Below are 26,641 nucleotides of genomic sequence, written 5' to 3'. Positions count from 1 at the left end.
TCTGCGGGCGCTGATAAATCGGCGCCTCTGTCGGGTCTCCCGTCGTGTGCAAATCCAGAATCGAAGGACATCGCTTGAAGCGTCTTCTTACCTTGCTCCTGGTCATCTCCCTCAGCGGTTGCAGCGAATGGCTGTTCTACCCGGAACGCGGTCTGCCGCTGACGCCGGACAAAGCCCACCTCGCCTGGCGCGATGTCACCCTCACGGCGGCCGACGGCACCAAACTCAACGCATGGTTTCTGCCGGCCAAGCCCGGCGTGCCGGTGAAGGGCACGGTGCTGCACCTGCATGGCAACGGCGGCAACATGGCCTGGCACCTGGCGGGGAGTTGGTGGTTGCCGGAGCAGGGCTACCAAGTGCTGCTGGTGGACTATCGCGGTTATGGCCGGTCCGAAGGCGAGCCGAGTCTGCCGGCGGTTTATCAGGACATCGATGCGGCCTTTGACTGGCTGAACGCTGCGCCTGAGGTGCAGGGCAAGCCGCTGGTGGTACTCGGGCAAAGTATCGGCGGCGCGCTGGCCGTGCATTACTTGTCGGAGCACCCGCAACAGCGCGCGCGGGTCAAGGCGCTGGTGCTCGATAGCGTACCGGCGAGCTACCGCGAGGTCGCGCGCTATACCCTCAGCACGTCGTGGCTGACGTGGCCCATCAAACGGCCGCTGTCGTGGGTGATTCCGGACGGCGACAGCGCCATCAACGGCATGCCGCAGCTCAAGGGCACGCCGATGCTGCTGTTCCAGAGCCTGGACGACACGCTAGTGCCGCTTCACAACGGCATCAGCCTGTATCAGGCCGCACCGCCGCCGCGTGTGCTGCAGCTGACACGCGGCCCTCACGTTCAGACCTTCGGCGACCCCACATGGCGCGAGGTCATGGTTCGCTATCTGGATGATCCGCAGCACTTCAACGGCCTGCGCAGGCTGGGGGAAATTCCGAATTATCCTGACCCTCAAACCGGCAAGTCGGCGCCATCCTCTCCATAGCCTGCGGAGCAGCACCGCGAGCGATACTTCGTATCACTCGCATTTTGAAACTGCCACAAAAAAGCCCCGCCTGTTTCGCAACAGGCGGGGCTCTTTATGTGCCGCTACAACCGCATTACTTCATCGAAGAGCGCGGTGCTACTGGCTGGTTGTCGTTGGAAATGGTGACTTCCACGCGACGGTTCATAGCACGGCCCGAGGCGCTGGTGTTGTCAGCAACCGGGTACTCCTTGCCATAACCCTGGGCAACGATACGCTCTGGGCCTACGCCCATTTTGATCAGAGCCATGCGCACGGAGTTGGCGCGGCGCTCGGACAGGGAGTCGTTGTAGGCGGCGGAACCGGTGCTGTCGGTGTAGCCTTCAACGATGACTTTGCGATCAGGGTTTTCCTGAAGGAACTGGGCCAGCTTGTTGACGTTGACCAGACCCGAAGATTTCAGCTCAGCCTTGTTCAGGTCAAACAATACGTCGCCGAAAGTCACCAGCGTGCCGCGTTCGGTCTGCTTGGCGTTCAGGCTGTTCTGCAGGGCCTTGATCTGAGCGTCGCGAGCATCCAGACGAGCTTGGGCACGTTGGGCCGCAGCGCCTTTCAGATCGTTTTCAGCGGTCTTCAGGTTGATGGTCTGCTTGGCCAGCTCAACACGCTGGTTGGTCAGATAAGCCAGTTGGTCGACCTTTTTCTGGTCATCGTTGTTGCGGTACGCGGCATCTGCCTTGTCCAGCCACTCGCTGGCATCTTTGGTTTCCAGCGCAGCCAGTTCAGTGGCTTTAGGGTTGCTTTGCAGCGCCGAGTAGTTGGTGCGGGCTTGTTCCAGGTTTACGTTCGGCTGCGACGAGCACGCCGCCAGACCAACGCTCAAAGCCAGCAGGGCAGGAATAAGTACTTGTTTACGCATAATATTTTCGTCCTTTAACTCAATGGCCAATGCTTGAACTGCGAAGCGTTACTGTGTGACAGGCTGAACCTGACGCATGCCTTCTTCACGCAGCTCATTGACGCCCTGACGAGCATCCTGCACCGCTTTCTGTGCCTTCGCGGCCTGAGCCTTACGCTCGGCTACACGTGCATCCCACTCGGCCTGCTCGGCGTATTTACGAGCTTCGTCGTATTTCTTTTCCTGCATCGCCAGTTCGGCTTGCTTGAACTTGTCCTGAGCGGACTTCATTTCAACGGCAGCGTATTCGGTAGCGCCGGCGGTGACAGCGGCATTGACGGCCGACTGGGTCACGGCGTACTGCTCGCTTGGAGGATTGCCTGCGCAACCAGCCAGAAGAACGCTGGTGCCCAGCGCCAGTGCAGCCATCTTCAGCCCGCGCAGGCGATTGAACGTTGGTTTGGCAGTGCTGGTGTTCATGGTGGTCAACTCCATTTCTTAACTCCTGAAAACTGGTTGTTCCATTTCAGCAACGGCCCACGCGGATGGATGGTGTTGCGTCACTTCCGCAGTCATCTGACGGCTTTACTGGAATGGCTAACTGCTCGGACCGCTGCGTTTTTTGATTAGTTCAGACATTTTTCTAAACATGCGGTCAGCTTTTGTTACGTGTTGTAAAATTGACGCTCGAAAAATGACGTCGATTTGCCTGCGTGAGAATCGGCCCGAGAGGCCTGCAGAAAAATCTGACGTAGCGAAAACGACGTCGCCCATGCACTCGTCACAGGTCTTCCCGATCGGAAATTTCCTGCAGATGGCGACGCGATAGCTCGAGAAACCGGGGCGTGGGGCCGACGTCCTCGTAAAGCGGATTGCCTTCCTCGTCGGTGGCGACCACATGCTGACCGCGCACGTAAGGGAAGCTTGCCTCCAATTCTTCCAGGGCGGCACCGATCAGTTCGCCGAGCAATTCTTCAGGCGTGCGCTTGGGGTACATCTCGGCAATCGCCGCAAGCCGCGCGGCCGCCTCAACATCCAGATGAATAGCATAGGCGGTCTCGGTCAGACGGCCCTTGGCATTTTGTTCCCACTGTTCGGCGAGCTCTCGGATCTTCATACATACCTCATCGGTTCCCGCGCCAGGGCGGGCGTTGGACATGTGGCTGAGCCACGGTCAGGCGTGACTGAGACGGGCTTCCCCGGCGGTGAAAGTGCGTCGAGGGTTGCGTATGGACATCAATTTGTCGCTCTATACACACCAATAGAAACGAAACCCCGCAGGGCGTTCCGTTCGGCAGCAGCGAATGGACCCCTGCAAGGACTCGCCGGTAAAAACAATAAAGCTGAAGGAGAGAGCTGGATGGCTGATATCGATGCACGATTGCGCGAGGACGTTCACCTGCTGGGTGAGCTGTTGGGCAACACCATTCGTGATCAGCACGGCGCTGATTTCCTCGAGAAGATCGAGCGCATCCGCAAAAGCGCGAAGGCTGACCGGCATGCGTCGACCCAAGGCACCGAGCAACTGAGTTCCAGTCTTGAAGGCCTGGGCGAAGATGAGTTACTGCCGGTCGCGCGCGCGTTCAACCAATTCCTCAATCTGGCCAACATCGCGGAGCAGTATCAGCTGATTCATCGTCGTGATGACAGCAAGCCGCAGCCGTTTGAATCCCGTGTGCTGCCCGAACTATTGGAGCGCCTGAAGCAAGCCGGGCAGACCCCCGAGGCGCTGGCGCAGCAATTGACCACGCTGGAAATCGAACTGGTGCTGACCGCGCACCCGACCGAAGTTGCCCGGCGCACGCTGATCCAGAAGTACGACGCCATCGCTGCGCAACTGGCCGCGCTTGATCATCGCGACTTGAATCGCCACGAGCGTGAGCAGATCACCGAGCGTCTGCAGCGGCTGATTGCCGAAGCGTGGCACACCGAAGAAATCCGCCGCGTCCGTCCCACGCCCGTCGACGAGGCGAAGTGGGGGTTTGCGGTCATCGAAAATTCCCTATGGCAAGCAATCCCCAACTACTTGCGCAAGGCCGATCAGGCGCTGCACGCCGCGACCGGCCTGCACCTGCCGCTGGACGCGGCGCCGATTCGTTTCGCTTCCTGGATGGGCGGCGACCGCGACGGCAACCCCAACGTCACCGCTGCCGTCACCCGCGAGGTGCTGCTACTGGCGCGCTGGATGGCGGCCGACTTGTACCTGCGCGACGTCGATCAACTGGCCGCCGAGCTGTCGATGCAGCAGGCCAGCCCGGCGTTGATGGAAGCCGCGGGCGACAGCGCCGAGCCTTATCGCAGTGTGCTCAAGCAACTGCGCGAGCGGCTTCGGGCCACGCGCAACTGGGCCCACGCCTCACTGAGTGTCACGCAGGTCGCACCGGAAGACGTGTTGCACGACAACCGCGAACTGCTTGAGCCCCTGCAACTGTGTTTCGACTCGCTGCATGAATGCGGCATGGGCGTGATCGCTGATGGCCCGTTGCTCGACTGTTTGCGTCGCGCGGTGACGTTTGGCCTGTTCCTGGTGAAGCTCGACGTGCGGCAGGATTCCACGCGGCACAGTTCGGCCATGAGCGAGATCACCGAATACCTCGGGCTAGGCCGCTATGACCAGTGGGATGAGCCAACGCGCATCGACTTCCTGCTGCGAGAGCTGGACAACAAGCGACCGCTGCTGCCGGCCCATTTCAGCCCTGAAGCGGACACGGCCGAGGTGCTGGCGACCTGCCGCGAAGTGGCGGCTGCGCCGGCGGCATCGCTCGGTTCCTACGTGATCTCCATGGCCGGCGCAGCCTCGGATGTGCTCACCGTTCAACTGTTGTTGAAGGAAGCCGGGCTGCAGCGCTCCATGCGCGTGGTGCCGCTGTTCGAAACCCTTGCTGACCTGGACAATGCCGGCCCGGTGATCGAGCAGCTGTTGAGCATTCCTGCCTACCGCCGAGGCCTGGAAGGTCCTCAGGAAGTCATGATCGGCTACTCGGATTCGGCGAAGGACGCCGGCACCACGGCTGCGGCTTGGGCGCAGTACCGGGCCCAGGAAAAACTGGTTGAAATCTGCCGCGCGCAAGAGGTTGAGTTGTTGTTGTTCCACGGTCGCGGCGGTACGGTCGGTCGCGGTGGCGGCCCGGCACACGCGGCGATTCTGTCGCAGCCGCCGGGTTCTGTGGCAGGGCGCTTCCGCACCACCGAGCAGGGCGAGATGATCCGCTTCAAGTTCGGCCTGCCGGACATCGCCGAACAGAATCTCAACCTTTATCTGGCCGCCGTGCTGGAAGCCACTTTGCAACCGCCGCCGATGCCGCAACCGGCCTGGCGTCAGGTGATGGACGAACTGGCGGCAGACGGCGTGAAAGCCTATCGCGCCGTGGTGCGGGAAGACCCGGAGTTCGTCGAATACTTCCGCCAGGCCACGCCGGAACAGGAGCTGGGCAGATTGCCGCTGGGCAGCCGTCCGGCCAAGCGCCGTGAGGGCGGGGTCGAGAGCCTGCGCGCGATTCCGTGGATTTTCGCGTGGACTCAGACGCGCCTTATGCTGCCCGCATGGCTGGGCTGGGAAAACGCGTTGAGCAAGGCGCTGGAGCGCGGTCAAGGGGATCTGCTCGCCGAGATGCGTGAGCAATGGCCGTTTTTCCGCACCCGCATCGACATGCTGGAAATGGTGCTGGCCAAGGCCGACAGCGACATCGCCCAGCTCTACGACGAACGTCTGGTGGAGCCCAAACTGCTGCATTTGGGGACGCATCTGCGCGGCCTATTGTCGCAGGCGTGTGACGTGGTGCTTGGCCTGACGGGCCAGTCGCGGCTGTTGGCCCACAGCCCTGAAACGCTGAAGTTCATCAGCCTGCGCAACACCTACCTTGACCCTCTTCATTTATTGCAGGCGGAGTTGCTGGCGCGCTCCCGTCAGCAAGAGGCGAGTCTGGACAGTCCGCTGGTGCAGGCGCTGCTGGTGTCTGTTGCAGGCATCGCCGCCGGATTGCGCAACACCGGCTGACGGCCAGGCAACCCGGCCGAATGAACACGACGCCTTTCATTCGGCCGCACCTCGATCGTCACGAGTGATGCGGCGTCACCCAGTTGCACGAGGTCTCACCCTTGTGCAGATCGATGCCAAGCTACTGGTTTTTCGCGGGTTACTGCGACTTTCGGCGTCTTGTGCGGCATGAATCGGCTGTGTATCTTGATCAGCCTTTGGCCGTTGGGTCAGTAAAATTTTGCGATTGGCCCCATTTAGGCGAATCCGACGATATCTCTATAAAAATTTGAGGAGCACAACAATGCGCGTGATTCTGCTGGGAGCTCCCGGGGCCGGCAAAGGTACTCAGGCAAAGTTCATCACTGAGAAATTCAACATTCCGCAGATTTCCACCGGCGACATGCTGCGCGCTGCGGTCAAGGCCGGTACCGAGCTGGGCCTGCAAGCCAAAAGCGTCATGGACAGCGGCGGCCTGGTCTCCGATGACCTGATCATCGGCCTGATCAAGGATCGCCTGTCCGAGCCTGATTGCGCTGGCGGTTGCCTGTTCGACGGCTTCCCGCGCACCATTCCTCAGGCAGAAGCCCTGAAGAAAGCCGGCCTGGCCATCGATCACGTCATCGAGATCAAGGTCGATGACGAAGAGATCGTCAAGCGCATCTCCGGTCGCCGCGTTCACGAAGGCTCCGGCCGCGTTTACCACACCCTGTACAACCCGCCGAAGGTTGACGGTGTGGACGACGTTACCGGCGAGCCACTGGTTCAGCGCAAGGACGACGTCGAAGCCACTGTTCGCCATCGCCTGTCGGTCTACCACTCTCAGACCAAGCCGCTGGTAGATTTCTACACCAAGCTGCAGACGCAGGACGGCACACCGAAGTGCAGCCACATCGAAGGCGTGGGCACGGTCGAGCAGATCACCGCCAAGGTGCTTGAAGCCCTGAGCTGATTCGCGTCTCACGGCATTGAACAACGGCCCGCTTGCGGGTCGTTGTTGTTTATAATGCGGCACTTTTTTCGCACAACGATGGAAACCCCGATGACCACCTTGCTGGCCCTGGACACCGCCACTGAAGCCTGCTCAGTCGCTTTGCTGCATGACGGCAAAGTGCTGACTCACTACGAGGTGATCCCGCGCCTGCACGCGCAAAAACTCCTGCCGATGATCAAGGACCTGCTGGCCGAGGCGGGCATTGGCCTGTCGGCGCTGGACGCCATCGCATTCGGCCGGGGCCCGGGCGCGTTTACGGGCGTGCGCATCGCCATCGGGGTGGTGCAGGGGCTGGCCTTCGGTCTGGATCGCCCGGTGCTGCCGGTGTCCAATCTGGCGGCGCTGGCGCAACGGGCCTTTCGCGAGCAGGGCGCTACTCAGGTCGCGGCCGCCATCGACGCGCGGATGGACGAAGTCTATTGGGGCTGCTATCGAGAAGTGGCGGGGGAGATGAAGCTGGTGGCTGAAGAGGCCGTCATGCCACCGGAAATGGCTGCTTTGCCAAATGGAGCGACGGGCGATTGGTTCGGCGCTGGCACCGGCTGGGGTTATGCCGAGCGCATTGCTGCCGTTGTCAGTGCCCAGGACGCCACACTGTTGCCCCACGCGCAGGACCTGCTGACCCTCGGCACTTTCGCCTGGCACCGTGGCGAAGCCATCGTCGCTGACGACGCCCAGCCGGTTTACCTTCGCGATAAAGTGGCCACGCCAAAAGCGCGTTGAGTGATGGCCACGCAATGCAGAAACGGTCATGACTTCACTGTGCTACGCCCGAGATGCGACGCAGGTCACACTGCAGATGACCGTTCGGCGACAAAACTGCATAAACTCCCGGCTGCTTTAAACAATTCGCAATAAGTGTGGTCTAGTTATCGTTCGCATGTTTGCTTAACGGCTTACTGTGAGATTAAATTGCCACTATCAAACGCCGAGTAAGCATGATGCGAATCACCGGTCCTTCACCACGTACCTACCCGATCAAGCGCAAGACGCGCAAGGATTCTGCGGCGCTGGAAGGCACGTTCGAGGAGGTGAACGATGAGGTCGAAGTGGTTCCGCAGGCAGCCCGTCGCCAGACGGGTACCACGGCAAACGTGCCCGCGCGTCAGCAGGACATTATTTTCCCCCGTGCCATGAGCACTCGCGTCGCCCACGCGCTGAGCAGCTACCTGACGACTTCGACCTTCGTCGACTGGGACCTCGAAGTCTCCGGGCTCGACCTTCACGTTTGAACCTCGCCCACCCGCCTTACTACATCGGTTGCCCGTCCTGGAGCGAAAAAGCCTGGCGTGAGTCGCTGTACCCGCCCGACGCCCTGGACCTGGATTTGCTTGGGTTGTACGCGCAGGTCTTCAATGCCGTCGAAGGCAACACCACGTTCTACGCCCGTCCCAAACCCGAGATCGTCCAGCGTTGGGCGGACGCCCTGCCGGAGCATTTCCGCTTCAGCGCCAAAATTCCCCGTGACATCAGCCATGCCGGCGACCTGCGCGAGCACTTGGGCGCGGTGGAGGATTTCCTGCAACTGCTGGCGCCACTGGGATCGAGGCTTGAACCGCTGTGGCTGCAGCTGTCGGCCAGCTTCGGTCCCCATCGGCTGAATGAGCTGGCCGCGTTCATTGACGCCCTAGAAGGCCAGCCTTTGGCGGTTGAAGTGCGCAACATGGCGTTTTTCAGCAAGGGCGAAGACGAGCGGCAGCTCAACCGTCTGTTGCTCGACCGCGGCGTGGAGCGCATCTGTCTGGATTCTCGGCCGCTGTTCAGTTCTGTCTCCACTGACCCAGCCGTGCTTCATGCGCAATCGAAGAAGCCCAAAGTCCCGCCGCGTCCGGCGGCGCTGACGTCTTTTCCGCAGGTTCGCTTCATTGGCGGGCCGGATGAGGAGATCAACCAAGGCTTCATCGTGCAGTGGGCGGAAAAAGTGGCCGGCTGGATCGAGGAGGGGCGCACGCCTTCGGTGTTCCTGCACACGCCTGACAACATCGCCTCGCCCCAACTGGCTCGTCGCTTTCATCATCAATTGATGACCCTGCTGCCGGGGTTGCCCGATCTGCCGCAACTGGATCGCGGTCGGCAAGTGGAGCAACTCGGGCTGCTCTGAGGTCGACATGGGGTAGATTTTTCCCTACGTCAGACGAGAACACTCCTGCATGCGCGGCTCGACCTTCTTTCTTCTTCTGGTTTTGATCAGCGCGGCGGTCGCGGTGTCGATCTGGCGTGGCTGGCTGCCTGTCGCTGACCGCTGGAACCCGTGGACCCCGCTGAACGTGCGGGACGAGCCCAACCTCATCACTCCTTTCAAGCTCTGGCGATTGCAGGAGGATCCGGCGTTGTGCGACGCCGCGCTGCAAACCTCGACCCTGCGTTACACGCACCAGTCGGACAGCGCCGCCGACGCCAAATGCCCGCTGACCAACACGCTGCGCATCCAGGGCGGCGACGTCGCGCTGAGCAGCAGTTTTCTGTCCAGTTGTCGCCTTGCCGTGGCGTATGCGCTGTTTGATATCCACCAGTTGCAGCCGGCAGCCCAGTCGGTGTTCGGGCAGGTCACCCAGGTTGATCACCTTGGCAGCTTCGCCTGCCGCAACATCTACAACCGCAGCGAAGGCCGTCTGAGCCAGCACGCTACCGCCAACGCGCTGGACATCGCCGGGTTTCGTCTGGCAGACGGACGCAGGATTTCGGTGCTCAAGGACTGGAAAGACGAGGGCGACGCGGGGCGTTTTCTGCGATTGGTGAGGGATGGCGCCTGTCAGCAGTTCAATACGGTGCTGAGCCCGGACTACAACGCCGCGCACCGAAACCACTTTCACCTGGACATGGGACGCTGGCGGGTGTGTCGCTGAGGCGTGACAAACGCGGGATCAGTCTCAGGCAGCGAGACGAAGGTTCTGCAGCACGATCGGGCGCGCCCAGCCGTTATCGAAGGCCAGATGACGCTGCTGCTCGGTCATCTCTTCCGCGCTGAACGGTGTCGCAGGCTTGTCGGCCAGGTCCCATTCGAATTCGGCAATCGGCAGGAACAGCGGACGAGGCTGAGGGCCCGGGCCGGGTTCAACGCTGTCATCGTAGGGGTTGATCACGGTCGGGCGAACCCAGTTGTCATCGAATTCGAGGTTACGTTGCTGCTCGATCATTTCCATCGCGGTGAACGGCTTGGCGGGCTTGTCGGCCAGGTCCCATTCGAACTCGGCGATCGGCAGGAACAACGGCTCCGGCGGCGCGATTTCCTTGTCCTGAACCGGGCACTCACGTTGTTCGACGATCTTGCCCAGTGCGCTTGCGCCGGCAATCGGTTCGCCGGTCAGGTGGTCCGTCGTGGCGACGGCGCTGTATTCCGGGGTTTCGCCAGCGTTGTCATCGACCTGCTGAGCCATCGCACGGGCAAACGCATCCTGCCAGAGCTGCGTGACGCCGCTAAGGGTTTGGGTATTGCGTACGCTGTAGTCGCCTGCGTACGTCAAATAGCCTATCGAGGAGGTTTGCTGAATGTCTGACATAAGCGCTCAGTACAGCCCGTGGGTCTGGCAAAATGCCGGATACTTTTGTTATCGGCAGATCCTGCCAATCATTAAGATTATTTGAGCGCGTAGAGACAATGACTGAGCAGCACGCGGGCAGCCGCATTCGGGTCGACAGCCTGACCCCCGACGGGCAGGAAACCGCAGCGCAATGGGCGCAGCGACTGGGTTTGCCGCTGGACGACGCCGACGCGGATTTCGCCCTGCAAGTCGCCGAAGACGGCCTGCAGTTGCAGCAACTGGGTGACGACGCGCCGGGCCCGGTGCGTGTGGATTTCATCGAGGGCAAGGCGGCCCATCGGCGTCTGTTTGGCGGCGGCAGCGGGCAAATGATCGCCAAGGCCGTGGGCATTCAGCCGGGCGTGCGCCCTCGGGTGCTGGATGCCACGGCGGGGCTGGGCAAGGACGCCTTTGTGCTGGCCAGTCTGGGCTGCGAAGTGAGCCTGATCGAGCGGCAGCCGATCATCGCCGCGCTGCTTGAAGACGGCCTGGCGCGTGGGGTGAGGGACCTGGAGGTGGGCGGGATCATCGCGCAGATGCGCCTGTTGACCGGCAATTCCATTGAGCTGATTCGCCAATGGGAAGGCGAGCCGCCCCAGGTCATCTACCTTGATCCGATGTTTCCTCATCGGGAAAAAACCGCGCTGGTGAAAAAGGAAATGCGCCTGTTCCGGCCCTTGGTGGGCGATGACATGGACGCTCCGGCGTTGCTGGAAGCGGCACTGGGGCTGGCGACCCACCGCGTAGTGGTCAAACGCCCGCGCAAGGCGCCAAGCATCGAAGGCGCCAAGCCGTCCTACGCGCTGGACGGCAAATCCAGCCGCTACGACATTTACCCGATCAAGGCGTTGAAAGTCGCGCGGCCGTGAACTTCATCCGATTAGATGAACCCGGCAATCATCGGCGCAGTCTTCTGCTGTGCCGATGCCAGAAAATCCACCGTATGAGTGGGCTCGTCGGAGACAAACCTGACCTGATCCGTAGCCGGAGATAACCGATGAGCGCTTCCACTTTGTCTGTAACCCCATTGCCGTTCGAGCCGCACTTTGAGCAGATACCCGATGACGAGGCTCAGACGAGCAAAGAACTCGCCGAGGCCATGCACAGTATTCTGGAAACCACCTACAAAGATAACGGCCATGCCATACGCAGCGTGCATGCCAAAGCCCATGGATTGCTGCATGGGCAGATCCACATTCTGGATAATCTGCCGCCCGAGTTGGCGCAGGGTGTCTTCGCCCACCCCGGCACGCTGGACGTGAAGATGCGCTTTTCAACCAATCCTGGGGATGTGCTCGACGACAAGGTGTCAACGCCACGCGGTCTGGCCATCAAGCTGGTCGGTGTGCAGGGCGCACGCCTGCCGGGCAGTGAAGGGCAGGTTACCCAGGACTTCGTAATGCAGAACGCCAGGGCGTTCACGGCCGCCACGCCGAAGGATTTTCTCAAGACCTTGAAGTTGCTGGCCAAGACCACCGACAAAGTGCCCAACATGAAGAAAGCGCTGTCGGCGTTGTTTCGTGGTCTGGAGTCGACGGTCGAAGCGATGGGCGGGGAGAGTGGCACGCTGAAATCGCTGGGTGGGCATCCGATGACCCATGTACTGGGTGAAACTTTTAACACCGTGGTGCCGTTTCTCTATGGCCGCTATTACGCCAAGTTGAGCGTGGTGCCTGTTTCCCCCGAACTCACCGCGTTGACTGACCAGAAGGTCGACCTGAATGGCCATCCCGACGGTTTGCGGGAAGCGGTGCGCAGTCACTTTTTGAGCAAGGGAGGGATGTGGGACGTGCGGATCCAGCTCGCTACCGACCTTGAAAAAATGCCGATCGAAGACGCATCGGTGGAATGGTCCGAAGAGCTGAGCCCGTTCGTGACCGTGGCCCGTATCGACGTTCCGACACAGGACAGCTGGTCAGAAGAACGTCAGCAGGAAATCGACGACGGCATGGCCTTCAGCCCTTGGCACGGCGTTGTTGAACACCGGCCACTCGGCGGCGTCATGCGTGCGCGCAAACCGTCCTACGAGCTGTCTTCAGGCTTCCGCGCCAGCCACAACGGCTGCCCGATGCACGAGCCTCGCTGACAAGCTGGTAGTCAAATTCTGTGGTGTCTTCCACTCCGCATTCCCGGCTAAAGCCGGTCCCACTATGAGTACGCGGTCGATTAGTGGGACTGGCTTCAGCCGGGAAGAGGCCGCAGTGATCGCTATCGGATTTGTGGTGTGTCGTCCGACGCCTTCCCGGCTAAAGCCGGTCCACTATGAGTACGCGGTCGATTAGTGGGACCGGCTTCAGCCGGGAAGGGGCCCGTGTTAGCACCATCAATGCTATGTTGTGGCGTCTGACGCTTTCCCGGCTAAAGCCGGTCCCACAGTGAGCACTGACCGTCAGCGTCTAAACCCGATATGCCTTCAAGAACAGCGCCACCACCTCCCTGGCATGGTGGTCGGCAGCGTGCTCGTCCGGTATTTCCCCGGTGCCGATGAGAAGCCTGAAATGGTGCACGCCTTTGATCAAGCTCAAAAAATGGCCTGCCGCATTAAGCGGCGATTCAAAATGCAGCCCGTTTTTACCGCTCAGATTACTCAAAAACCGCGCAAGTTCGTGCAGGACCCGTTGCGGTCCTGCTTCGAAGAACACCTGAGTCAGCGATGCCCCCTGAGGCCCCAAAGCGATGATCAAACGGTTCAGGTCGATGGACTCAGGGCTGTTGATCAGCGTTTGAAACCCTCTGGCAATACCCAGTAATACCTTTTCAACGTGCTCATCAGCGGGCACGTCCACGAATAACTCGGGCACCTGCTCCTCGCAGCGAGCAACCACCGCGCAGGAAAACAATGTCTCCTTGTCGTTGAAGTGGCTGTAGACGGTGAGCTTGGAGACCCCGGCTTCAGCGGCAACGGCATCCATGCTGGTGTTGGCGTAACCGTTGCGAATGAACAGGTTCTTGGCCGCTTCGAGTATGGCCTGGCGCTTGGCCAGATCCTTGGGGCGGCCGGGTCCGGCGGGGGAGGTTGAGTCGGTCATGGAGTCGTCAGGCATCTTCGTCGAATTAGTGGACTGTTCAGTTCGGTAATTTTAAATATACTCGCCGGTACAATGATTCAAAGCCCTCCTGCCAAGGTGCCTCATCATGCTCCGCGACGCCCTGCTTCGTGCCCAGCTCCTTGCGCTGCCGGTCGGCTTGATCGCCGCACTTGCCGGGTGTCAGCAGGAGGCGCCGGTGACCGCCGCCGTGCGTCCCGCCATGGTGGTGCAACCGCAGCAAGCTGCCCAGTCCATGGACAGCTATCCGGGGGAAGTGCATGCCCGTTTCGAGCCGGAACTCGCCTTCCGCATCCCCGGCAAGGTCAGTAAGCGCCTGGTCGAGGAGGGCGAGCGGGTGAAGGCCAACCAGCCGCTGGCCGAACTTGACGCCCAGGACGTGCGCCTGCAACAGGACGCCACCCGCGCGCAAGTTGCCGCCGCCGAAGCCAACCTGCAGACGGTCCGCTCCGAGCGCGACCGCTACAAAACGCTGATGGACCGGCAGATGGTCAGCAAGTCGCTGTACGACAACGCTGAAAACACCTACCGCGCCGCAGACGCCCGGCTTAGACAGCTCAAGGCTGAATCGACCGTCGCTGACAATCAGACCGGCTACGCCGTGCTTCGTGCGTCGCAGGAGGGTGTCATCGCCAGACGACTGGTGGAAGTCGGTCAAGTGGTAGCTGCCGGACAAACCGTCTTCACCCTGGCCGCCGACGGCGAGCGTGAAGTCTCGATCAGTCTTCCGGAGCAGAATTACGGCCGCTTCAAGATCGGCGACCCTGTTTCCGTCGAACTCTGGACTCAGCGCGAGCAGCGTTTCCCGGGGCGTATCCGCGAGCTGTCGCCGGCTGCCGATCCGCGGTCGCGCACCTTTGCCGCACGCATTGCCTTCGCCGGCGGGAAAGTCCCGGCTGAGCTGGGCCAGAGCGCCCGGGTGTACATCCAGTCCGAACACGCCGTGCCGTTGTCCGTGCCGCTGTCGGCGCTGACAGCCGAAAACGGCGTGACCTACGTCTGGCGTCTGCAAAGCGACTCCACCCTGAAACGCACGCCGGTGCAGGTCGGCGCTTACGGGCAGGAAACCGTGCCGGTGCTCAGCGGCTTGCAGACCAGCGACTGGGTCGTCGCAGCGGGCGTGCACGTGCTGCACGAAGGCGAGCAGGTGCGGCCGGTCGACCGCAGTAATCGGGCGGTCAAGCTGGCGGCGAAGGAGTAGCGGGATGCGTTTCAATCTGTCCGAATGGGCGCTGCGTAATCGGCAGATGGTCCTGTATCTCATGATTCTGCTGGCCGCAGTCGGCGCGCTTTCCTACACCAAACTGGGTCAGAGTGAAGATCCGCCCTTCACTTTCAAAGCCATGGTCATTCGTACCCTCTGGCCGGGCGCGAGTGCCGAAGAGGTGTCGCGGCAAGTCACCGACCGCATCGAGAAGAAGCTGATGGAAACCGGCGATTACGAGCGCATTTTCTCGTTCTCGCGCCCCGGTGAATCCCAGGTCACGTTTGTCGCGAGGGACTCGCTGGTCTCCGCCCGACTGCCGGAACTCTGGTATCAGATCCGCAAGAAGATCAGCGACATCCGTCAGAACCTTCCGACCGGTGTGCAGGGCCCGTTCTTCAACGATGAATTCGGCACCACGTTCGGCAATATCTATGCGCTCACGGGGGAGGGTTTCGACTACGCGGTGCTCAAGGATTACGCCGACCGCATCCAGATCCAGCTGCAGCGGGTCAAGGATGTTGGCAAGGTCGAGCTGCTCGGTCTGCAGGACGAGAAGATCTGGATCGAACTCTCCAACGTCAAACTCGCCACCCTTGGCCTGCCGATGCAGTCGGTGCAGCAGGCGCTGGAAGCCCAGAACGCGGTGGTGGCGGCGAGCTTTTTCGAGACGCCCAGCGAGCGCGTTCAACTGCGCGTGACCGGGCGTTTTCAGACCGTCGACGAGATCCGCAGCTTCCCGATCCGCGTCGGTGATCGCACGTTCCGTATCAGCGATCTGGCCGATGTGCGCCGTGGCTTCAACGACCCGCCCGCGCCGCAGATGCGCTTCATGGGTCAGGATGCCATCGGGCTCGCCGTTGCCATGAAAGACGGTGGCGACATTCTGGTGCTGGGCCGTGCGCTGGAGGGCGAGTTCGCCCGTTTGCAGAACAACCTTCCGGCCGGCATGCAGCTGCGCAAAGTCTCGGACCAGCCTGCGGCGGTGAAAACCAGCGTCGGCGAATTCGTTCAGGTGCTCGCCGAGGCGTTGGGCATCGTGCTGCTGGTGAGCTTTTTCTCTCTCGGCGTGCGCACCGGAATGGTGGTGGCGCTGGCAATTCCGCTGGTGCTGGCGATGACCTTCGCCTGCATGTATTACCTCGGCATCGGCCTGCACAAGATCTCCCTCGGGGCGCTGGTGCTGGCGTTGGGCTTGTTGGTGGACGACGCAATCATCGCCGTGGAAATGATGGCGATCAAAATGGAACAGGGTTACGACCGGCTAAAGGCCGCGAGCTTCGCCTGGACCAGCACGGCGTTCCCAATGCTTACCGGCACGCTCATTACCGCAGCCGGTTTCCTGCCCATCGCCACCGCGCAGTCGAGTACCGGGGAGTACACCCGCTCGATCTTTCAGGTGGTGACCATCGCGCTGATCGCCTCATGGATTGCCGCCGTGGTATTCGTGCCGTATCTGGGCGCACGGCTGTTGCCGGATCTGGCGAAGATCCATGCGGCTAAACATGGCACCGGGGCACACGCTCCTGACCCTTACGGCACGCCGTTCTACCGACGTGTTCGCGGGCTGGTCGGCTGGTGCGTGCGGCGCCGCAAGACGGTCATCGTGTTGACCATTGCGTTGTTCGCCCTGTCGATTTTCATGTTCCGCTTCGTGCCCCAGCAGTTTTTCCCGGCGTCCGGTCGACTGGAGCTCATGGTTGACCTGAAGCTCGCCGAAGGTGCCTCGCTCAGCAGCACCGCCGAGCAGGTCAAACGGCTGGAAGCGATGATCAAGGAACACGCCGGCGTTGAGAATTACGTGGCCTATGTCGGCACCGGTTCGCCACGGTTTTACCTGCCGCTGGATCAGCAACTGCCCGCGGCAAGCTTTGCCCAGTTCGTCGTGCTGGCGAAAACCATTGAGGACCGCGAAGCACTGCGCACCTGGCTGATCCAGACCCTCGATGAGCAGTTTCCGATGCTGCGGCCTCGCGTCACCCGCCTGGAAAACGGCCCTCCCGTGGGCTATCCGGTGCAGTTCCGCGTCACCGGCGAGCACATTGATGAAGTGCGTGCGCTGGCTCGCAAGGTGGCCGCGAAGGTCAGGGAAAATCCCCATGTGGTCAACGTGCATCTGGACTGGGAAGAGCCGAGCAAAGTCGTTTATCTCAACGTCGATCAGGACCGGGCCAGGGCGCTGGGCGTGACCACGGCGGACCTGTCGCGCTTTCTACAAAGCCAGCTGACCGGGTCGAGCGTGAGCCAGTACCGCGAGGACGACGAGTTGATCGAAATCCTCCTGCGCGGGACGGAGCAGGAACGCCATGAGCTGGGCAGCCTCGCCAGCTTGTCAGTGCCCACCAACAATGGCGGCAACGTCGCCTTGTCACAGGTGGCGACGCTTGAATACGGCTTCGAGGAGGGCATCATCTGGCACCGCAACCGCTTGCCGAACGTGACGGTGCGCGCCGACATCTATGGCAAGGAGCAGCCGGCAACGCTGGTGAAACAGATTTTGCCGACGCTGGAAGACGTGCGCGCGCAGTTGCCCGATGGGTACTTGCTGGAAGTGGGCGGCACGGTGGAGGACTCGGCCCGCGGACAGAACTCGGTAAACGCCGGGGTGCCGCTGTTCATCGTGGTGGTGCTGACCTTGCTGATGATCCAGCTGCGCAGTTTCTCCCGTACGTTCATGGTGTTTCTCACGGCGCCGCTGGGGCTGATCGGTGTGACGCTGTTTCTGCTGCTGTTCAATCAGCCGTTCGGCTTCGTGGCAATGCTCGGCACCATCGCGCTGTCGGGGATGATCATGCGTAACTCGGTGATTCTGGTCGACCAGATCGAGCAGGACATCGCGGCGGGTCTGGATCGCTGGCAGGCGATCATTGAAGCAACGGTGCGGCGCTTCAGGCCCATCGTGCTCACCGCGCTGGCGGCGGTGCTGGCGATGATCCCGCTGTCACGCAGCGTGTTTTTCGGCCCCATGGCCGTCGCCATCATGGGCGGCCTGATCGTCGCCACCGCACTCACCCTGCTGTTCCTGCCCGCGCTGTATGCGGCGTGGTTCAGGGTGAAAAAGGATGAGCGGGTCGAGGTTTGATCGCTTAACCCGCCACGGCGCGCGTTACAACGCGCCGAATACCTTCTTCGCCAGACCGGTCGCCGCCGCTGCCGGGTTGGCACGGATGCTTTCTTCCTGTTTGGCGATCATTTCGAACAGGCCGTTCAGCGCCTTCTCGGTGACGTAGCCTTCGATATTCGAGCTCTTGGCGTCCAGCACGCCCAGCGTCGCGGCCTGACCGGCGAAGGCGTTGTATTTCTGCGCCAGGCCGACTTTGTCAGTGGCCTGTTTGACGATGGGCAGGAACTTGGCGCGGATCTGTTCGCGGCTGGAGGTGCTCAGGTACTGGGTGGCCGAGTCCTTGCCGCCGCTGAGGATGGCCTTGGCGTCCGACACGCTCATCTTTTTCACCGCATCGACCAGCAACGTCTGCGCCTGGGGCATCGCCGCTTCCGCTGCCTGGTTCATGCTGGTTTCCAGCTGATCGACCTGGGCGCCCATGCCGAACTGCTTCATCTTCTTGGCGACCTTGCCCAGGTTGCCGGGCAGTTCGATGCGCACGTCCTTGTTGTTGCTAAAGCCACCCGGCACGCCCAGTTGCTTGACGGCTACTTGCGCGCTCTGGGTCAGGGCATCCTTCAGCCCGCCGGTGGCGTCCGATTGCGACAGATCATTGAGCGACAACGCGAAGGCACTGGCCGACAACAGCAGGCCGGCGCAGACGCCAGTGAACGAGAGGGAGCGACGCAACATGGGTAATGTCCTTTTCAGCGGTCTGTGATGCACGCCCGATTAACGGGCCGGGCTCAAACGAATTCTGACGGGCGGTTTTTCGTCCAGCGTCAGGTCCACCGTGTAGCGCTCGGTGCTGATCATCAGCAGCTTGCCGTCCACCTCGATGCGCGCGCTGACCGAGTAAGTGTGCCCCGGCTGGACCTGCTTCTGATCGTAGGTCAGGTGAAACGGCAGCGGCACCTGGCCTTTGATCGGGCCGTTCTGGCTAGCGAGGATCTGCGCGGGTGCGTCCGCCAGCGATACGTCCTGGAGCGTGACCTTCAGCGTAGCCGTCGGTGGAAGCGCCATGCGCTGCAGGTAAAACACCTCGCCGTCCACCGAGCCCGGCAGGTTGTCCGGCGCATGGGCGCAAGCGGCCAGCACGGTGGTCATGAAGGTGAGCAGGATATGTTTCATGTGATTGTCCTTGTCAGGTGAAACGTTAGGTAGGGCGTGCGTCGTCGCTTAGGCGATCGGCGCGGCCCCGACGACTTCATCACTGCGGTGCAACGCCACCTGGCGAATCGACAGCCTGATTTCCGCTGGCAATACGCGCTTGGCGGCGCCTTCCGCCAGATCCCCCAACATATCGTGATAGCTCAATTTGCCGGCGGCGTCGGTGCGCAGGACACCTTGATCCAGCAGCGTCTGAATGAAATGCCGGAACAGGCTCTTGTCGAAAAACTCCGGCGCATTCAGGCCGTGCAGGATCGACAGCCGCTGGGCCATCGTCGTGCACAACTCTTCGAGCCCTTCGGCGCTGAGGGTGTGCTGACCGCTGTTGAGCAGCAAGGAAATCGCCATGTAGAAACGCTGCAGAGTCTGGGCAATCGCCCGCGACAACACCGTCAGCAGCACGAAAGCCCGCGAGCTCGGCGCCGGGCGCAGGTAAACGCCGTTCTCGAATCGCAATAAGCCCTGTTCAACAAACGCCGCCAGCCACTGATCGATGACCTCATCCAGATCGTCCAGCGACCAGCGGATGAACAGCTCCGATTGCAGGTACGGATACAGCGCCCGGGTGTACCGCAGAATCTGCTCGCGGCTCATGCGCGACGAGCTCTGGAAGAAGCACGCCAGCAACGAGGGCAGCGCGAAAATGTGCAGCACGTTGTTGCGGTAGTAAGTCATCAGGACGGCATTTTGCTCGTCCAGGTACAGAATCTTGCCCAGCGCATCGCTGAGTTCCGAGAGCAGATTCATGCCTTTGACGTGCTCGATCAGCGCCCGGCCATCGCCGTCCGGCAGCGTGGTATGGGGCGAGTAAGGAACGGTGCGCAACAGCGTCAGGTACAGATCCAGCACCCGCGCCAGGGCTTGATCGTCCAGAGCGTGTTTCGCCGTCGACAGCAACGCCAGCGCCACCAGATTTACAGGGTTGATCGCTGCGGCTTCGTTCAGGTGGCGGGCCACGCGTTCGCCCAGACGGTGGGTGGTCTCGTGGAGCCAGTCCGGTTTGAACACCGGGCCCAGTTCCTGAGTGCGCCAGTCCGGCTGCTCGTGGTCGAGAAACTCGGTGAGCTTGATCGGCTCACCGAAGTTGACCGAGACCTGGCCGAAGCGCTGCTTCAGCGCGCCGATGACTTTGAAGATGTCGAAGATTGACTCTTTCTTCTTCGCCGCACCGCGCAGCTCCCCCAGATAGGTCCGGCCTTCCAGCACCCGTTCGTAACCGATGTAGACCGGCACGAACACGATGGGCATGCGCGAATTGCGCAGGAAGCTGCGCAAGGTGATCGCCAGCATTCCGGTCTTCGGCTGCAGCATGCGCCCGGTCCGCGAACGTCCGCCTTCGACGAAGTACTCCACCGGGAAACCCTTGGTGAACAGCGTGTGCAGGTATTCGTTGAACACCGCGGTGTACAGTGGATTGCCCTTGAACGTACGGCGCATGAAAAACGCGCCGCCGCGCCGCAACAGGCCGCCGATGACCGGCATGTTGAGGTTGATGCCGGCGGCGATGTGCGGCGGGGTCAGGCCGTTGCGGAACAACAGGTACGACAGCAGCAGGTAGTCGATGTGGCTGCGGTGGCACGGCACATAGATGATCTCGTTGCCCTGGGCGACGTTCTGCACGCCCTCCAGGTGACTGACCTTGATGCCGTCGTAAATCTTGTTCCAGAACCAGCTCAGCACCACTTCCAGGAAACGGATGGCGGTGTAGGTGTAGTCCGAGGCGATCTCGTTGCCGTAATGCAGGGCTTTTTCCCGGGCCTTGGCTTCGGTGATTTTCTCCCGTGCGGCCTCGTCGAGAATGGCCTGCCTGACCAGCGGATCCGCCACCAGCCCTTTGACCAGATGGCGACGGTGCGAAAGGTCCGGGCCGATCACCGACGTTTTCAGGTTGCGGAAATGCACACGCAGCAGGCGTTGAGCCATGCGCACCGTGCGCTCGTAACCCTTGTTCTGATCGACCAGCTCGCGCAGATGAACCGGCGCCGAAAACTGCACGCGGGTCTTGCGGCCCAGGATCAGAATGGTCACCAGACGACGCAGACGCCCGGTCACCGCCCAGCTGTCGGCAAAAAGCAGTTTCCACGGGCTGTCTTCCTTGTCCGGGGACTGGCCCCAGAACACGCTGACCGGAATGATTTGCGCGTCTTCGGTAGCGTTTTGCGTGACCGCGCTGACCAGACGTTCAAGGGTCGGCGGTGCGCCGCGTTTGTCGTGGCGTCCGAGCCAGTCAGGCTCTGGCGTCAGGTAGAAAAACGCGGCCGGCTCGGTTAGGTTGCCAACGGCTACGGAGAGCACCGGGCGCGGCAGACCGGCCTTGCGGCATTCGGTGTCGAGGACCGCAAGATCGCTCATCGACGGGTTTTGCAGCGCATAGAAAACCGGGCGGCTGCGGTCGAGATTGAGGGTGAAGGACGACTGGTTGATCGTCTCTGAGCGCACCCACAGGTAAAGCAGGCGGCGCACGGTGCCGAATACAAGACGGCGAAACGGGGAACGGGTCATAGAATTCTGCTGAGAGGGGCGACGCCCGCGAGGCCGCCAGTTTGCCGCATCTGGTGGGGATGGGCAAAGCGGCGCGGGTACCCGACAGGATGACGTCTCAGGACGTATGCCAGGTGATTTCTTCTTCACCATCAACGCTGATGCGAATCCATTGATCGGCTTCGGCGTCACTCTCTTCCTCGACCCACGTCCCCGGCGCGCAACGCACTTCAACGTTCAGCGCGGCAAAGGCGGCGCGGGCGCAGGCGATATCGTCTTCCCACGGGGTTTTGTCGCTGTCCAGGCACAGGCTGTTCCACTTGCCGACGGCCTTGGGAATCCAGGTGACGGGCACGTCGCCCGCCTGGCATTTCCAGGTCTGGCCTTTCTGCGTCCATTCGGTACAAGGGCCGATGGCCGCGGTCAGCCAGGCAGTAATCGCCTTGTGGTCAACGTCAGCGTCTTTCAGGTAAATCTCGATATCGGGTTGGCGCATGGATGCCTCTTGGTTGTGCTGGAAAATCCACTCGCGGATTCAGTCTGTTCGGGTGCTTCGAGCCGTCAGTTCAGGACGAAATAATCGTAGCGCATGGACACCGTGACCTCGAACGGCTCGGCCTGCTCGACCACGTTCGCACGACGTTCGGCACTGGCGCGCCAGCCGTGGGGCGTCATGGCCAGCAGATTGGCACGGGCCTGGCCGTCCACCAGTGTCAGGGTGAAACGCAACGTTTCACTGTGCTGCAGGCTCATCCCTTCCGGCACCAGCGCCAGGTGCTTGTCATCGCTGTAATCGCGGACTTCGTCGTACAGGCGCTGGCGCAATTCCATCAGGTGATCGTTGGTCGGCCCCACACGCATCAGGCCGCCGCCCGGCGACAGCAGCCGCTTGGCCTCGGCCCAGTCCAGCGGGCTGAACACGCTGGCGATGAACTGCATGCTCGCCTCCGGCAGTGGCACGCGCGCCATGCTGGCAATCAACCACGTGATGTTCGGGTCACGCTTGCAGGCGCGCTTCACCGCTTCGCGGGAGATGTCCAGCGCGTAGCCGTCTGCGTCGGGCAGACCCTGGGCAATCTGGGCGGTGTAATAGCCCTCGCCGCACCCGATGTCGAGCCAGTGCGCGGGGGCACGCTCGGCAGCCAGTTCGGCGAGACGCTTGGCGACTGGGGCGTAATGCCCGGCGTTGAGGAAATCGCGCCGAGCCTCGACCATGGCCTGATTGTCGCCAGGGTCGCGGCTGTTCTTGTGCTGCACGGGCAGCAGATTCAGATACCCCTGACGGGCGCGGTCGAAGCGGTGCCCGGCGGGGCACACAACGCCGTTATCCGCTGAGTCGAGCGGGGCGGAGCAGATCGGGCAGGTCAGCATCAGGCGAGCAACTTGACCAGGGTCTGGTAGTAGATCTCGGTCAGCACGTCGAGATCGCTGGCGAGGATGCGTTCATTGACCTGATGGATCGTCGCATTGACCGGCCCCAGTTCGACCACTTGGGTGCCGAGGGTGGCGATGAAGCGACCGTCCGACGTGCCGCCGCTGGTGGAAGCGCGGGTCTCGCGGCCGGTGACGTGTTTAATGCTCGCCGACACCGCGTCCAGCAGCGCGCCCGGTTCGGTGAGGAACGGCAGGCCGGACAGCGCCCATTCCACGTGCCAGTCCAGGTCGTGCTTGTCGAGAATCGCGGCGACGCGTTGCTTGAGGCCTTCGACGGTGGATTCGGTGGAGAAACGGAAATTGAACACCGCCACCAGATCCCCCGGGATCACGTTGGTGGCGCCGGTGCCGGAATTCAGGTTGGAAATCTGGAAGCTGGTCGGCGGGAAGAAATCATTGCCGTTGTCCCAGTGCTCGGCGGCCAGCTCAGCCAGCGCAGGCGCTGCCAGATGAATAGGGTTTTTCGCCAGATGCGGGTAGGCGACGTGGCCCTGAATGCCTTTGACGGTGAGGGTTGCGCCCAGTGAGCCGCGACGGCCGTTCTTGACCACATCGCCTACCAGCGTTGTGCTCGACGGTTCGCCAACGATGCACCAGTCGAGACGTTCCTTGCGCGCCGCCAGACGCTCGACCACCGCTTTGGTGCCGTGGTGGGCCGGGCCTTCTTCATCGCTGGTGATCAGGTAGGCCACTTTGCCCTTGTGGTTGGGGTGATCGGCGACGAAACGCTCGGTGGCCACAATCATCGACGCCAGGCTGCCTTTCATGTCCGCCGCGCCACGGCCGCAGAGCATGCCATCTTCGTCGATCAGCGCGCTGAACGGATCATTCTGCCAGGCCTGAACCGGGCCAGTCGGCACCACATCGGTGTGACCGGCGAAGCACAACACCGGACCGTCCTGACTGCCGTGGGTGGCCCAGAAGTTATCCACATCCTGAATGCGCATCGGCTCCAGGGCAAAACCGGCATCGCTCAGGCGTTTCATCATCACGGCCTGGCAATCGGCGTCCAGTGGCGTGACGGATGGGCGACGGATCAGGTCGCAGGCGAGTTGCAGCGTGGGCGAGAGGTCGGCTGGGGCTGTCATGAAAGGTCCGAGATATTGATTGAAGGCAAGGCATAAACCGGCCAATAGCTTAAAGCAAAACGGCGACCCGAAGGCCGCCGTTTAGTACAGCGCCCCATTGTTTCAGGCGGTAGCGGGTTCGTCTGCCGGTTTTGGTTTCGGCAGTGAAGACAGAAACGCCATGATCAGCGCCGCCAGATACGGCAGCGATTGCACCAGCAGCATGATGACCCAGAAGCGCATGTCGTTGCTCGGCAGACCCTGCACCAGACAGATGCCCAACGCGGCGCCCCACAGCATCAGCATGATGAACAGCTCTTCGCGGGCCTCGGAAATCGCCACCAGCAAGCCATGGCTTTCGGCGTTTTTCGGGGTGCGGAAGAACGGGATGCTGGTGGTGAAGAACCCGTACAGCACCGCTTTGGCGATGGTGTGGGACAACGCCAGTCCCGCAAGCGCCGCATAGAACGCGTCCGTGAGGTTCACGCCCACGGCGCGACGGTACAGAAAGATGATCTTGCCGACCTTGAAGAAGAACAGCGCCAGCGGCGGAATCGCGAAAATAAGCAGCGGCGGGTCAACACGGTTGGGCACGATGATCATCGCCGACGACCAGAGCAGTGCGCCGACCGTAAAGAAGATATTCATGCCATCGGCCACCCACGGCAGCCAGCCCGCGAGGAAGTGATAACGCTGGCCGCGGGTCAGCTCGGTGTCCTTGCCACGCAGCAGGCTGGCGGCGTGACGCTTGATGATCTGAATCGCGCCATAGGCCCAGCGGAAACGCTGCTTCTTGAAGTCGATGAAGGTGTCGGGCATCAAGCCCTTGCCGAAGCTGTTGTGGGCGTACGCGGCCGAATAGCCTTTTTCGAACACGCGCAGGCCCAGCTCGGCGTCTTCACAGATGCACCAGTCCGCCCAGCCCAGTTCTTCCAGGACCGATCGACGGGTCATGGTCATGGTGCCGTGCTGAATGATCGCATCGCGGTCATTGCGGGTGACCATGCCGATGTAGAAGAAGCCTTTGTATTCCGAGTAGCAGAGCTTCTTGAACGCACTTTCGTGCTGATCGCGGTAGTCCTGCGGTGATTGCACCACAGCGATTTTCGGATCGGCGAAATGCGGAACCATGTGCTTGAGCCAGTTGCGGTCGACGCAGTAATCCGAGTCGATGACGGCGATCACTTCGGCGTCCGGCGCAGTATGGGGGATGAGGTAATTCAGCGCGCCGCCCTTGAACCCGGCCAGCGGTGCGACGTGGAAAAACTTGAAGCGCGGACCGAGCATTTCGCAGTGGGCCTTGACCGGCTCCCACACGGCGGGGTCCTTGGTGTTGTTGTCAATCAGCAACACTTCGAAATCCGGGTAATCCAGCGCAGCCAGCGCGTTGAGGGTCTGTTTGACCATCTCCGGCGGCTCGTTGTAGCAGGGCACATGGATCGACACTTTCGGTCTGTAGGCCGAATCCCCTTCAACGGGCAGGAATTCGCGACGACGCTTGTGCGTCCACACCGCTTCGGCCAGTTCGTGGGCCTCCGTCAGCAGCACGATGAACACGCCGAACGCGCCCAGCGCCAGTAAAAATCCTACGAGCAGACTGAACCAGGTGCTGTATTGCTGGCTGTAGTCGTAGCCGATCCAGACCAGAACCGAACCGCACAGGAAGGCGATAAAGGTCAGGAATGTGCGGCCACGCTGACGCAGCGCCGAGCCGTCAATCAGCAGCAAGGCGAGGGCCAGCATCGCCAACACTGCCGAGCCGATTGCCAGCACGCGCCATTGCGGGATCGCGACTACCGGGCCTTCGAAATTGAATTTCTGCTGGCGGGCGGCGTTGTACACGCCCCAATAGGCACCAACCGATCCTTCGTCGCTGGCTTTCCACGGCTGATCGAAGGCCTCGATCACGAAGTAGTTGAAGCCCTGACGGTTGAGCTTGTTGACCAGCGTGCGCAGGTAAACCGCCTGATCCGCCTGGGTGGCGTCCGCACCGCCGCGCATGTGGCCATTGCTCGGCCAGCCGACCTCAGAGAGCAGCAGCGGTTTTTTCGGGAACATGCGTTTCAGTTCGCGGGCGCGGTCAAGCACGTACTGCCCGGCTTTATCCATCGGGATGTATTCCCAGTACGGCAGGATGTGCGCGGCGATCAGGTCAACGTGCTTGGCCAGTTCCGGGTACTTCTCCCAGATATGCCACTGCTCGGACGTGGTCACCGGGACTTTGACGGCGGCGCGCACGCGGTCGAGGGCGGCCATCAGGTCTTTGGGTTTGATCTCTTCGCGGTACAGCGCTTCGTTGCCGACCACCACGCGAACCACACTGCGCGTTGTATTAGCCAGTTCGATCGCAGTGGTGATTTCGCGTTCGTTGCGCTCCAGGTCCGGGCTGATCCAGATACCAAGGGTCACCCGCAGGCCGAATTCCTCGGCCAGCTTGGGGATGTCCTTGAGCGTGCCGTCCACCGAGTAGATACGGATGTTGTCCGTCTGCTTGCTCATCAGCTCCAGGTCCTGACGCATTTCTTCGTCGGACGGATAGAGATCTTTTTGTGGATTCTGGCCCAGCCGGAAAGGCGAATAGGAAAAGCCGGAGATCTGCTCCGGCCAGTTGGGCGCGGTGACGGGGCGGTTGATCAGCGCCCAGAAGCCGGTAAACAGCGCAGCAATCGCCACGACGACAACGAGGTTGAGTCCAAATTTACGCGATGACATAGGTGCTTCAGGTTCCAAGAGGGGAACGGGGAGGAGTGACAGGGTACAGCGGGCCAGAACTTTGGCAACCGA

General features: G+C 61.6%; 23 protein-coding genes. 11 read left to right on the top strand and 12 right to left on the bottom strand.

Going from position 1 to position 26,641, the window contains the following annotated elements; genetic code table 11:
• The first annotated feature begins 74 nt into the window (after window positions 1–74).
• On the top strand, window positions 75–983 hold the full coding sequence (locus IFT47_RS03880; protein WP_192170797.1) for an alpha/beta hydrolase: 909 nt from the start codon (window positions 75–77) through the stop codon (window positions 981–983).
• Between the two features lie 115 nt (window positions 984–1,098).
• On the opposite strand, the gene IFT47_RS03875 is transcribed toward IFT47_RS03880, so the two are convergent.
• The 3 genes from IFT47_RS03875 to IFT47_RS03865 form a co-directional block, all read right to left on the bottom strand.
• Window positions 1,099–1,881, bottom strand: coding sequence for an OmpA family protein (locus IFT47_RS03875; RefSeq protein ID WP_192170798.1), 783 nt, complete (start codon window positions 1,879–1,881; stop codon window positions 1,099–1,101).
• A 48-nt stretch (window positions 1,882–1,929) separates the two neighbouring features.
• On the bottom strand, window positions 1,930–2,355 hold the full coding sequence (locus IFT47_RS03870) for a DUF4398 domain-containing protein (protein WP_074893253.1): 426 nt from the start codon (window positions 2,353–2,355) through the stop codon (window positions 1,930–1,932).
• A gap of 286 nt (window positions 2,356–2,641) precedes the next feature.
• A complete protein-coding gene (locus tag IFT47_RS03865; RefSeq protein ID WP_192170799.1) occupies window positions 2,642–2,977 on the bottom strand; it encodes a pilin assembly protein in 336 nt (111 codons plus the stop codon).
• Window positions 2,978–3,220: 243 nt separating this feature from the next.
• On the opposite strand from IFT47_RS03865, the gene ppc reads away from it, so the two are divergent.
• The 6 genes from ppc to IFT47_RS03835 all read left to right on the top strand — a co-directional run bounded on the left by ppc (window position 3,221) and on the right by IFT47_RS03835 (window position 9,676).
• Window positions 3,221–5,857 carry a phosphoenolpyruvate carboxylase gene (ppc, locus tag IFT47_RS03860; RefSeq protein WP_192170800.1) on the top strand — a complete coding sequence of 879 codons (2,637 nt, stop codon included), beginning with the start codon at window positions 3,221–3,223 and terminating at the stop codon, window positions 5,855–5,857.
• Window positions 5,858–6,140: 283 nt separating this feature from the next.
• Window positions 6,141–6,788: an adenylate kinase gene (gene adk / locus IFT47_RS03855; RefSeq protein ID WP_172610925.1), complete on the top strand. Its 648-nt coding sequence runs from the start codon at window positions 6,141–6,143 to the stop codon at window positions 6,786–6,788.
• Between the two features lie 90 nt (window positions 6,789–6,878).
• On the top strand, window positions 6,879–7,553 hold the full coding sequence (tsaB, locus tag IFT47_RS03850) for a tRNA (adenosine(37)-N6)-threonylcarbamoyltransferase complex dimerization subunit type 1 TsaB (RefSeq protein ID WP_192170801.1): 675 nt from the start codon (window positions 6,879–6,881) through the stop codon (window positions 7,551–7,553).
• Between the two features lie 218 nt (window positions 7,554–7,771).
• Window positions 7,772–8,062, top strand: a complete 291-nt coding sequence (locus IFT47_RS03845; protein ID WP_192171051.1) for a hypothetical protein — start codon at window positions 7,772–7,774, stop codon at window positions 8,060–8,062.
• A complete protein-coding gene (locus IFT47_RS03840; RefSeq protein ID WP_192170802.1) occupies window positions 8,059–8,931 on the top strand; it encodes a DUF72 domain-containing protein in 873 nt (290 codons plus the stop codon). The genes IFT47_RS03845 and IFT47_RS03840 overlap by 4 nt, the downstream gene beginning before the upstream one ends.
• 49 nt (window positions 8,932–8,980) lie before the next feature.
• On the top strand, window positions 8,981–9,676 hold the full coding sequence (locus tag IFT47_RS03835; protein WP_192170803.1) for an extensin-like domain-containing protein: 696 nt from the start codon (window positions 8,981–8,983) through the stop codon (window positions 9,674–9,676).
• Window positions 9,677–9,700: 24 nt separating this feature from the next.
• Here the strand turns inward: IFT47_RS03835 and IFT47_RS03830 are convergent, their stop codons facing one another.
• Window positions 9,701–10,330, bottom strand: a complete 630-nt coding sequence (locus tag IFT47_RS03830) for an energy transducer TonB (protein ID WP_192170804.1) — start codon at window positions 10,328–10,330, stop codon at window positions 9,701–9,703.
• A 98-nt stretch (window positions 10,331–10,428) separates the two neighbouring features.
• Here IFT47_RS03830 and IFT47_RS03825 point away from each other — a divergent pair, with 98 nt between their 5' ends.
• Both IFT47_RS03825 and IFT47_RS03820 read left to right on the top strand, forming a co-directional pair.
• Complete coding sequence (locus tag IFT47_RS03825; RefSeq protein ID WP_192170805.1) at window positions 10,429–11,220, top strand: class I SAM-dependent methyltransferase; 792 nt, start codon at window positions 10,429–10,431, stop codon at window positions 11,218–11,220.
• A 128-nt stretch (window positions 11,221–11,348) separates the two neighbouring features.
• On the top strand, window positions 11,349–12,437 hold the full coding sequence (locus IFT47_RS03820; RefSeq protein ID WP_192170806.1) for a catalase family protein: 1,089 nt from the start codon (window positions 11,349–11,351) through the stop codon (window positions 12,435–12,437).
• A 310-nt stretch (window positions 12,438–12,747) separates the two neighbouring features.
• Here the strand turns inward: IFT47_RS03820 and IFT47_RS03815 are convergent, their stop codons facing one another.
• The gene (locus IFT47_RS03815; RefSeq protein WP_192170807.1) at window positions 12,748–13,380 is read right to left on the bottom strand and encodes a TetR/AcrR family transcriptional regulator; all 633 of its coding nucleotides are present in this window, start codon (window positions 13,378–13,380) and stop codon (window positions 12,748–12,750) included.
• A gap of 106 nt (window positions 13,381–13,486) precedes the next feature.
• Here IFT47_RS03815 and IFT47_RS03810 point away from each other — a divergent pair, with 106 nt between their 5' ends.
• Window positions 13,487–14,599, top strand: a complete 1,113-nt coding sequence (locus IFT47_RS03810; protein ID WP_192170808.1) for an efflux RND transporter periplasmic adaptor subunit — start codon at window positions 13,487–13,489, stop codon at window positions 14,597–14,599.
• A 4-nt stretch (window positions 14,600–14,603) separates the two neighbouring features.
• Complete coding sequence (locus IFT47_RS03805) at window positions 14,604–17,684, top strand: efflux RND transporter permease subunit (protein WP_192170809.1); 3,081 nt, start codon at window positions 14,604–14,606, stop codon at window positions 17,682–17,684.
• Between the two features lie 24 nt (window positions 17,685–17,708).
• Here the strand turns inward: IFT47_RS03805 and IFT47_RS03800 are convergent, their stop codons facing one another.
• From IFT47_RS03800 to IFT47_RS03770, 7 genes are all read right to left on the bottom strand, one after another.
• On the bottom strand, window positions 17,709–18,398 hold the full coding sequence (locus tag IFT47_RS03800; RefSeq protein WP_192170810.1) for a DUF4197 domain-containing protein: 690 nt from the start codon (window positions 18,396–18,398) through the stop codon (window positions 17,709–17,711).
• A 39-nt stretch (window positions 18,399–18,437) separates the two neighbouring features.
• Complete coding sequence (locus tag IFT47_RS03795) at window positions 18,438–18,836, bottom strand: YbaY family lipoprotein (RefSeq protein WP_192170811.1); 399 nt, start codon at window positions 18,834–18,836, stop codon at window positions 18,438–18,440.
• 48 nt (window positions 18,837–18,884) lie between these two features.
• Window positions 18,885–21,377 carry a glycerol-3-phosphate 1-O-acyltransferase PlsB gene (plsB, locus tag IFT47_RS03790; protein WP_192170812.1) on the bottom strand — a complete coding sequence of 831 codons (2,493 nt, stop codon included), beginning with the start codon at window positions 21,375–21,377 and terminating at the stop codon, window positions 18,885–18,887.
• A 97-nt stretch (window positions 21,378–21,474) separates the two neighbouring features.
• Window positions 21,475–21,852, bottom strand: coding sequence for a hypothetical protein (locus IFT47_RS03785; RefSeq protein WP_192170813.1), 378 nt, complete (start codon window positions 21,850–21,852; stop codon window positions 21,475–21,477).
• Between the two features lie 65 nt (window positions 21,853–21,917).
• Window positions 21,918–22,727 carry a putative RNA methyltransferase gene (locus IFT47_RS03780; RefSeq protein WP_192170814.1) on the bottom strand — a complete coding sequence of 270 codons (810 nt, stop codon included), beginning with the start codon at window positions 22,725–22,727 and terminating at the stop codon, window positions 21,918–21,920.
• Window positions 22,727–23,878 (bottom strand): succinyl-diaminopimelate desuccinylase, encoded by a 1,152-nt coding sequence (gene dapE, locus IFT47_RS03775; protein ID WP_192170815.1) that lies wholly within the window; start codon window positions 23,876–23,878, stop codon window positions 22,727–22,729. The genes IFT47_RS03780 and dapE overlap by 1 nt, the downstream gene beginning before the upstream one ends.
• Before the next feature lie 102 nt (window positions 23,879–23,980).
• Window positions 23,981–26,569, bottom strand: a complete 2,589-nt coding sequence (locus IFT47_RS03770; RefSeq protein WP_192170816.1) for a glycosyltransferase family 2 protein — start codon at window positions 26,567–26,569, stop codon at window positions 23,981–23,983.
• Between the last annotated feature and the right edge of the window lie 72 nt (window positions 26,570–26,641).

This window comes from Pseudomonas sp. CFBP 13711 (assembly GCF_014842265.1).
Taxonomy (GTDB): Bacteria; Pseudomonadota; Gammaproteobacteria; order Pseudomonadales; family Pseudomonadaceae; genus Aquipseudomonas.
The sequence above is the reverse complement of the archived record's forward strand: the minus strand, read 5'-3'. Positions and strand labels throughout refer to the sequence as shown.

Coding starts and splice junctions, on each gene's coding strand:
- adk (WP_172610925.1), top strand. CDS start 6,141: ATGCGCGTGATTCTGCTGGGAGCTCCCGGGGCCGGCAAAGGTACTCAG.
- ppc (WP_192170800.1), top strand. CDS start 3,221: ATGGCTGATATCGATGCACGATTGCGCGAGGACGTTCACCTGCTGGGT.
- plsB (WP_192170812.1), bottom strand. CDS start 21,377: ATGACCCGTTCCCCGTTTCGCCGTCTTGTATTCGGCACCGTGCGCCGC.
- IFT47_RS03805 (WP_192170809.1), top strand. CDS start 14,604: ATGCGTTTCAATCTGTCCGAATGGGCGCTGCGTAATCGGCAGATGGTC.
- IFT47_RS03825 (WP_192170805.1), top strand. CDS start 10,429: ATGACTGAGCAGCACGCGGGCAGCCGCATTCGGGTCGACAGCCTGACC.
- IFT47_RS03845 (WP_192171051.1), top strand. CDS start 7,772: ATGCGAATCACCGGTCCTTCACCACGTACCTACCCGATCAAGCGCAAG.
- tsaB (WP_192170801.1), top strand. CDS start 6,879: ATGACCACCTTGCTGGCCCTGGACACCGCCACTGAAGCCTGCTCAGTC.
- dapE (WP_192170815.1), bottom strand. CDS start 23,878: ATGACAGCCCCAGCCGACCTCTCGCCCACGCTGCAACTCGCCTGCGAC.
- IFT47_RS03870 (WP_074893253.1), bottom strand. CDS start 2,355: ATGGAGTTGACCACCATGAACACCAGCACTGCCAAACCAACGTTCAAT.
- IFT47_RS03875 (WP_192170798.1), bottom strand. CDS start 1,881: ATGCGTAAACAAGTACTTATTCCTGCCCTGCTGGCTTTGAGCGTTGGT.
- IFT47_RS03865 (WP_192170799.1), bottom strand. CDS start 2,977: ATGAAGATCCGAGAGCTCGCCGAACAGTGGGAACAAAATGCCAAGGGC.
- IFT47_RS03800 (WP_192170810.1), bottom strand. CDS start 18,398: ATGTTGCGTCGCTCCCTCTCGTTCACTGGCGTCTGCGCCGGCCTGCTG.
- IFT47_RS03835 (WP_192170803.1), top strand. CDS start 8,981: ATGCGCGGCTCGACCTTCTTTCTTCTTCTGGTTTTGATCAGCGCGGCG.
- IFT47_RS03815 (WP_192170807.1), bottom strand. CDS start 13,380: ATGACCGACTCAACCTCCCCCGCCGGACCCGGCCGCCCCAAGGATCTG.
- IFT47_RS03780 (WP_192170814.1), bottom strand. CDS start 22,727: ATGCTGACCTGCCCGATCTGCTCCGCCCCGCTCGACTCAGCGGATAAC.
- IFT47_RS03830 (WP_192170804.1), bottom strand. CDS start 10,330: ATGTCAGACATTCAGCAAACCTCCTCGATAGGCTATTTGACGTACGCA.
- IFT47_RS03795 (WP_192170811.1), bottom strand. CDS start 18,836: ATGAAACATATCCTGCTCACCTTCATGACCACCGTGCTGGCCGCTTGC.
- IFT47_RS03820 (WP_192170806.1), top strand. CDS start 11,349: ATGAGCGCTTCCACTTTGTCTGTAACCCCATTGCCGTTCGAGCCGCAC.
- IFT47_RS03770 (WP_192170816.1), bottom strand. CDS start 26,569: ATGTCATCGCGTAAATTTGGACTCAACCTCGTTGTCGTCGTGGCGATT.
- IFT47_RS03810 (WP_192170808.1), top strand. CDS start 13,487: ATGCTCCGCGACGCCCTGCTTCGTGCCCAGCTCCTTGCGCTGCCGGTC.
- IFT47_RS03785 (WP_192170813.1), bottom strand. CDS start 21,852: ATGCGCCAACCCGATATCGAGATTTACCTGAAAGACGCTGACGTTGAC.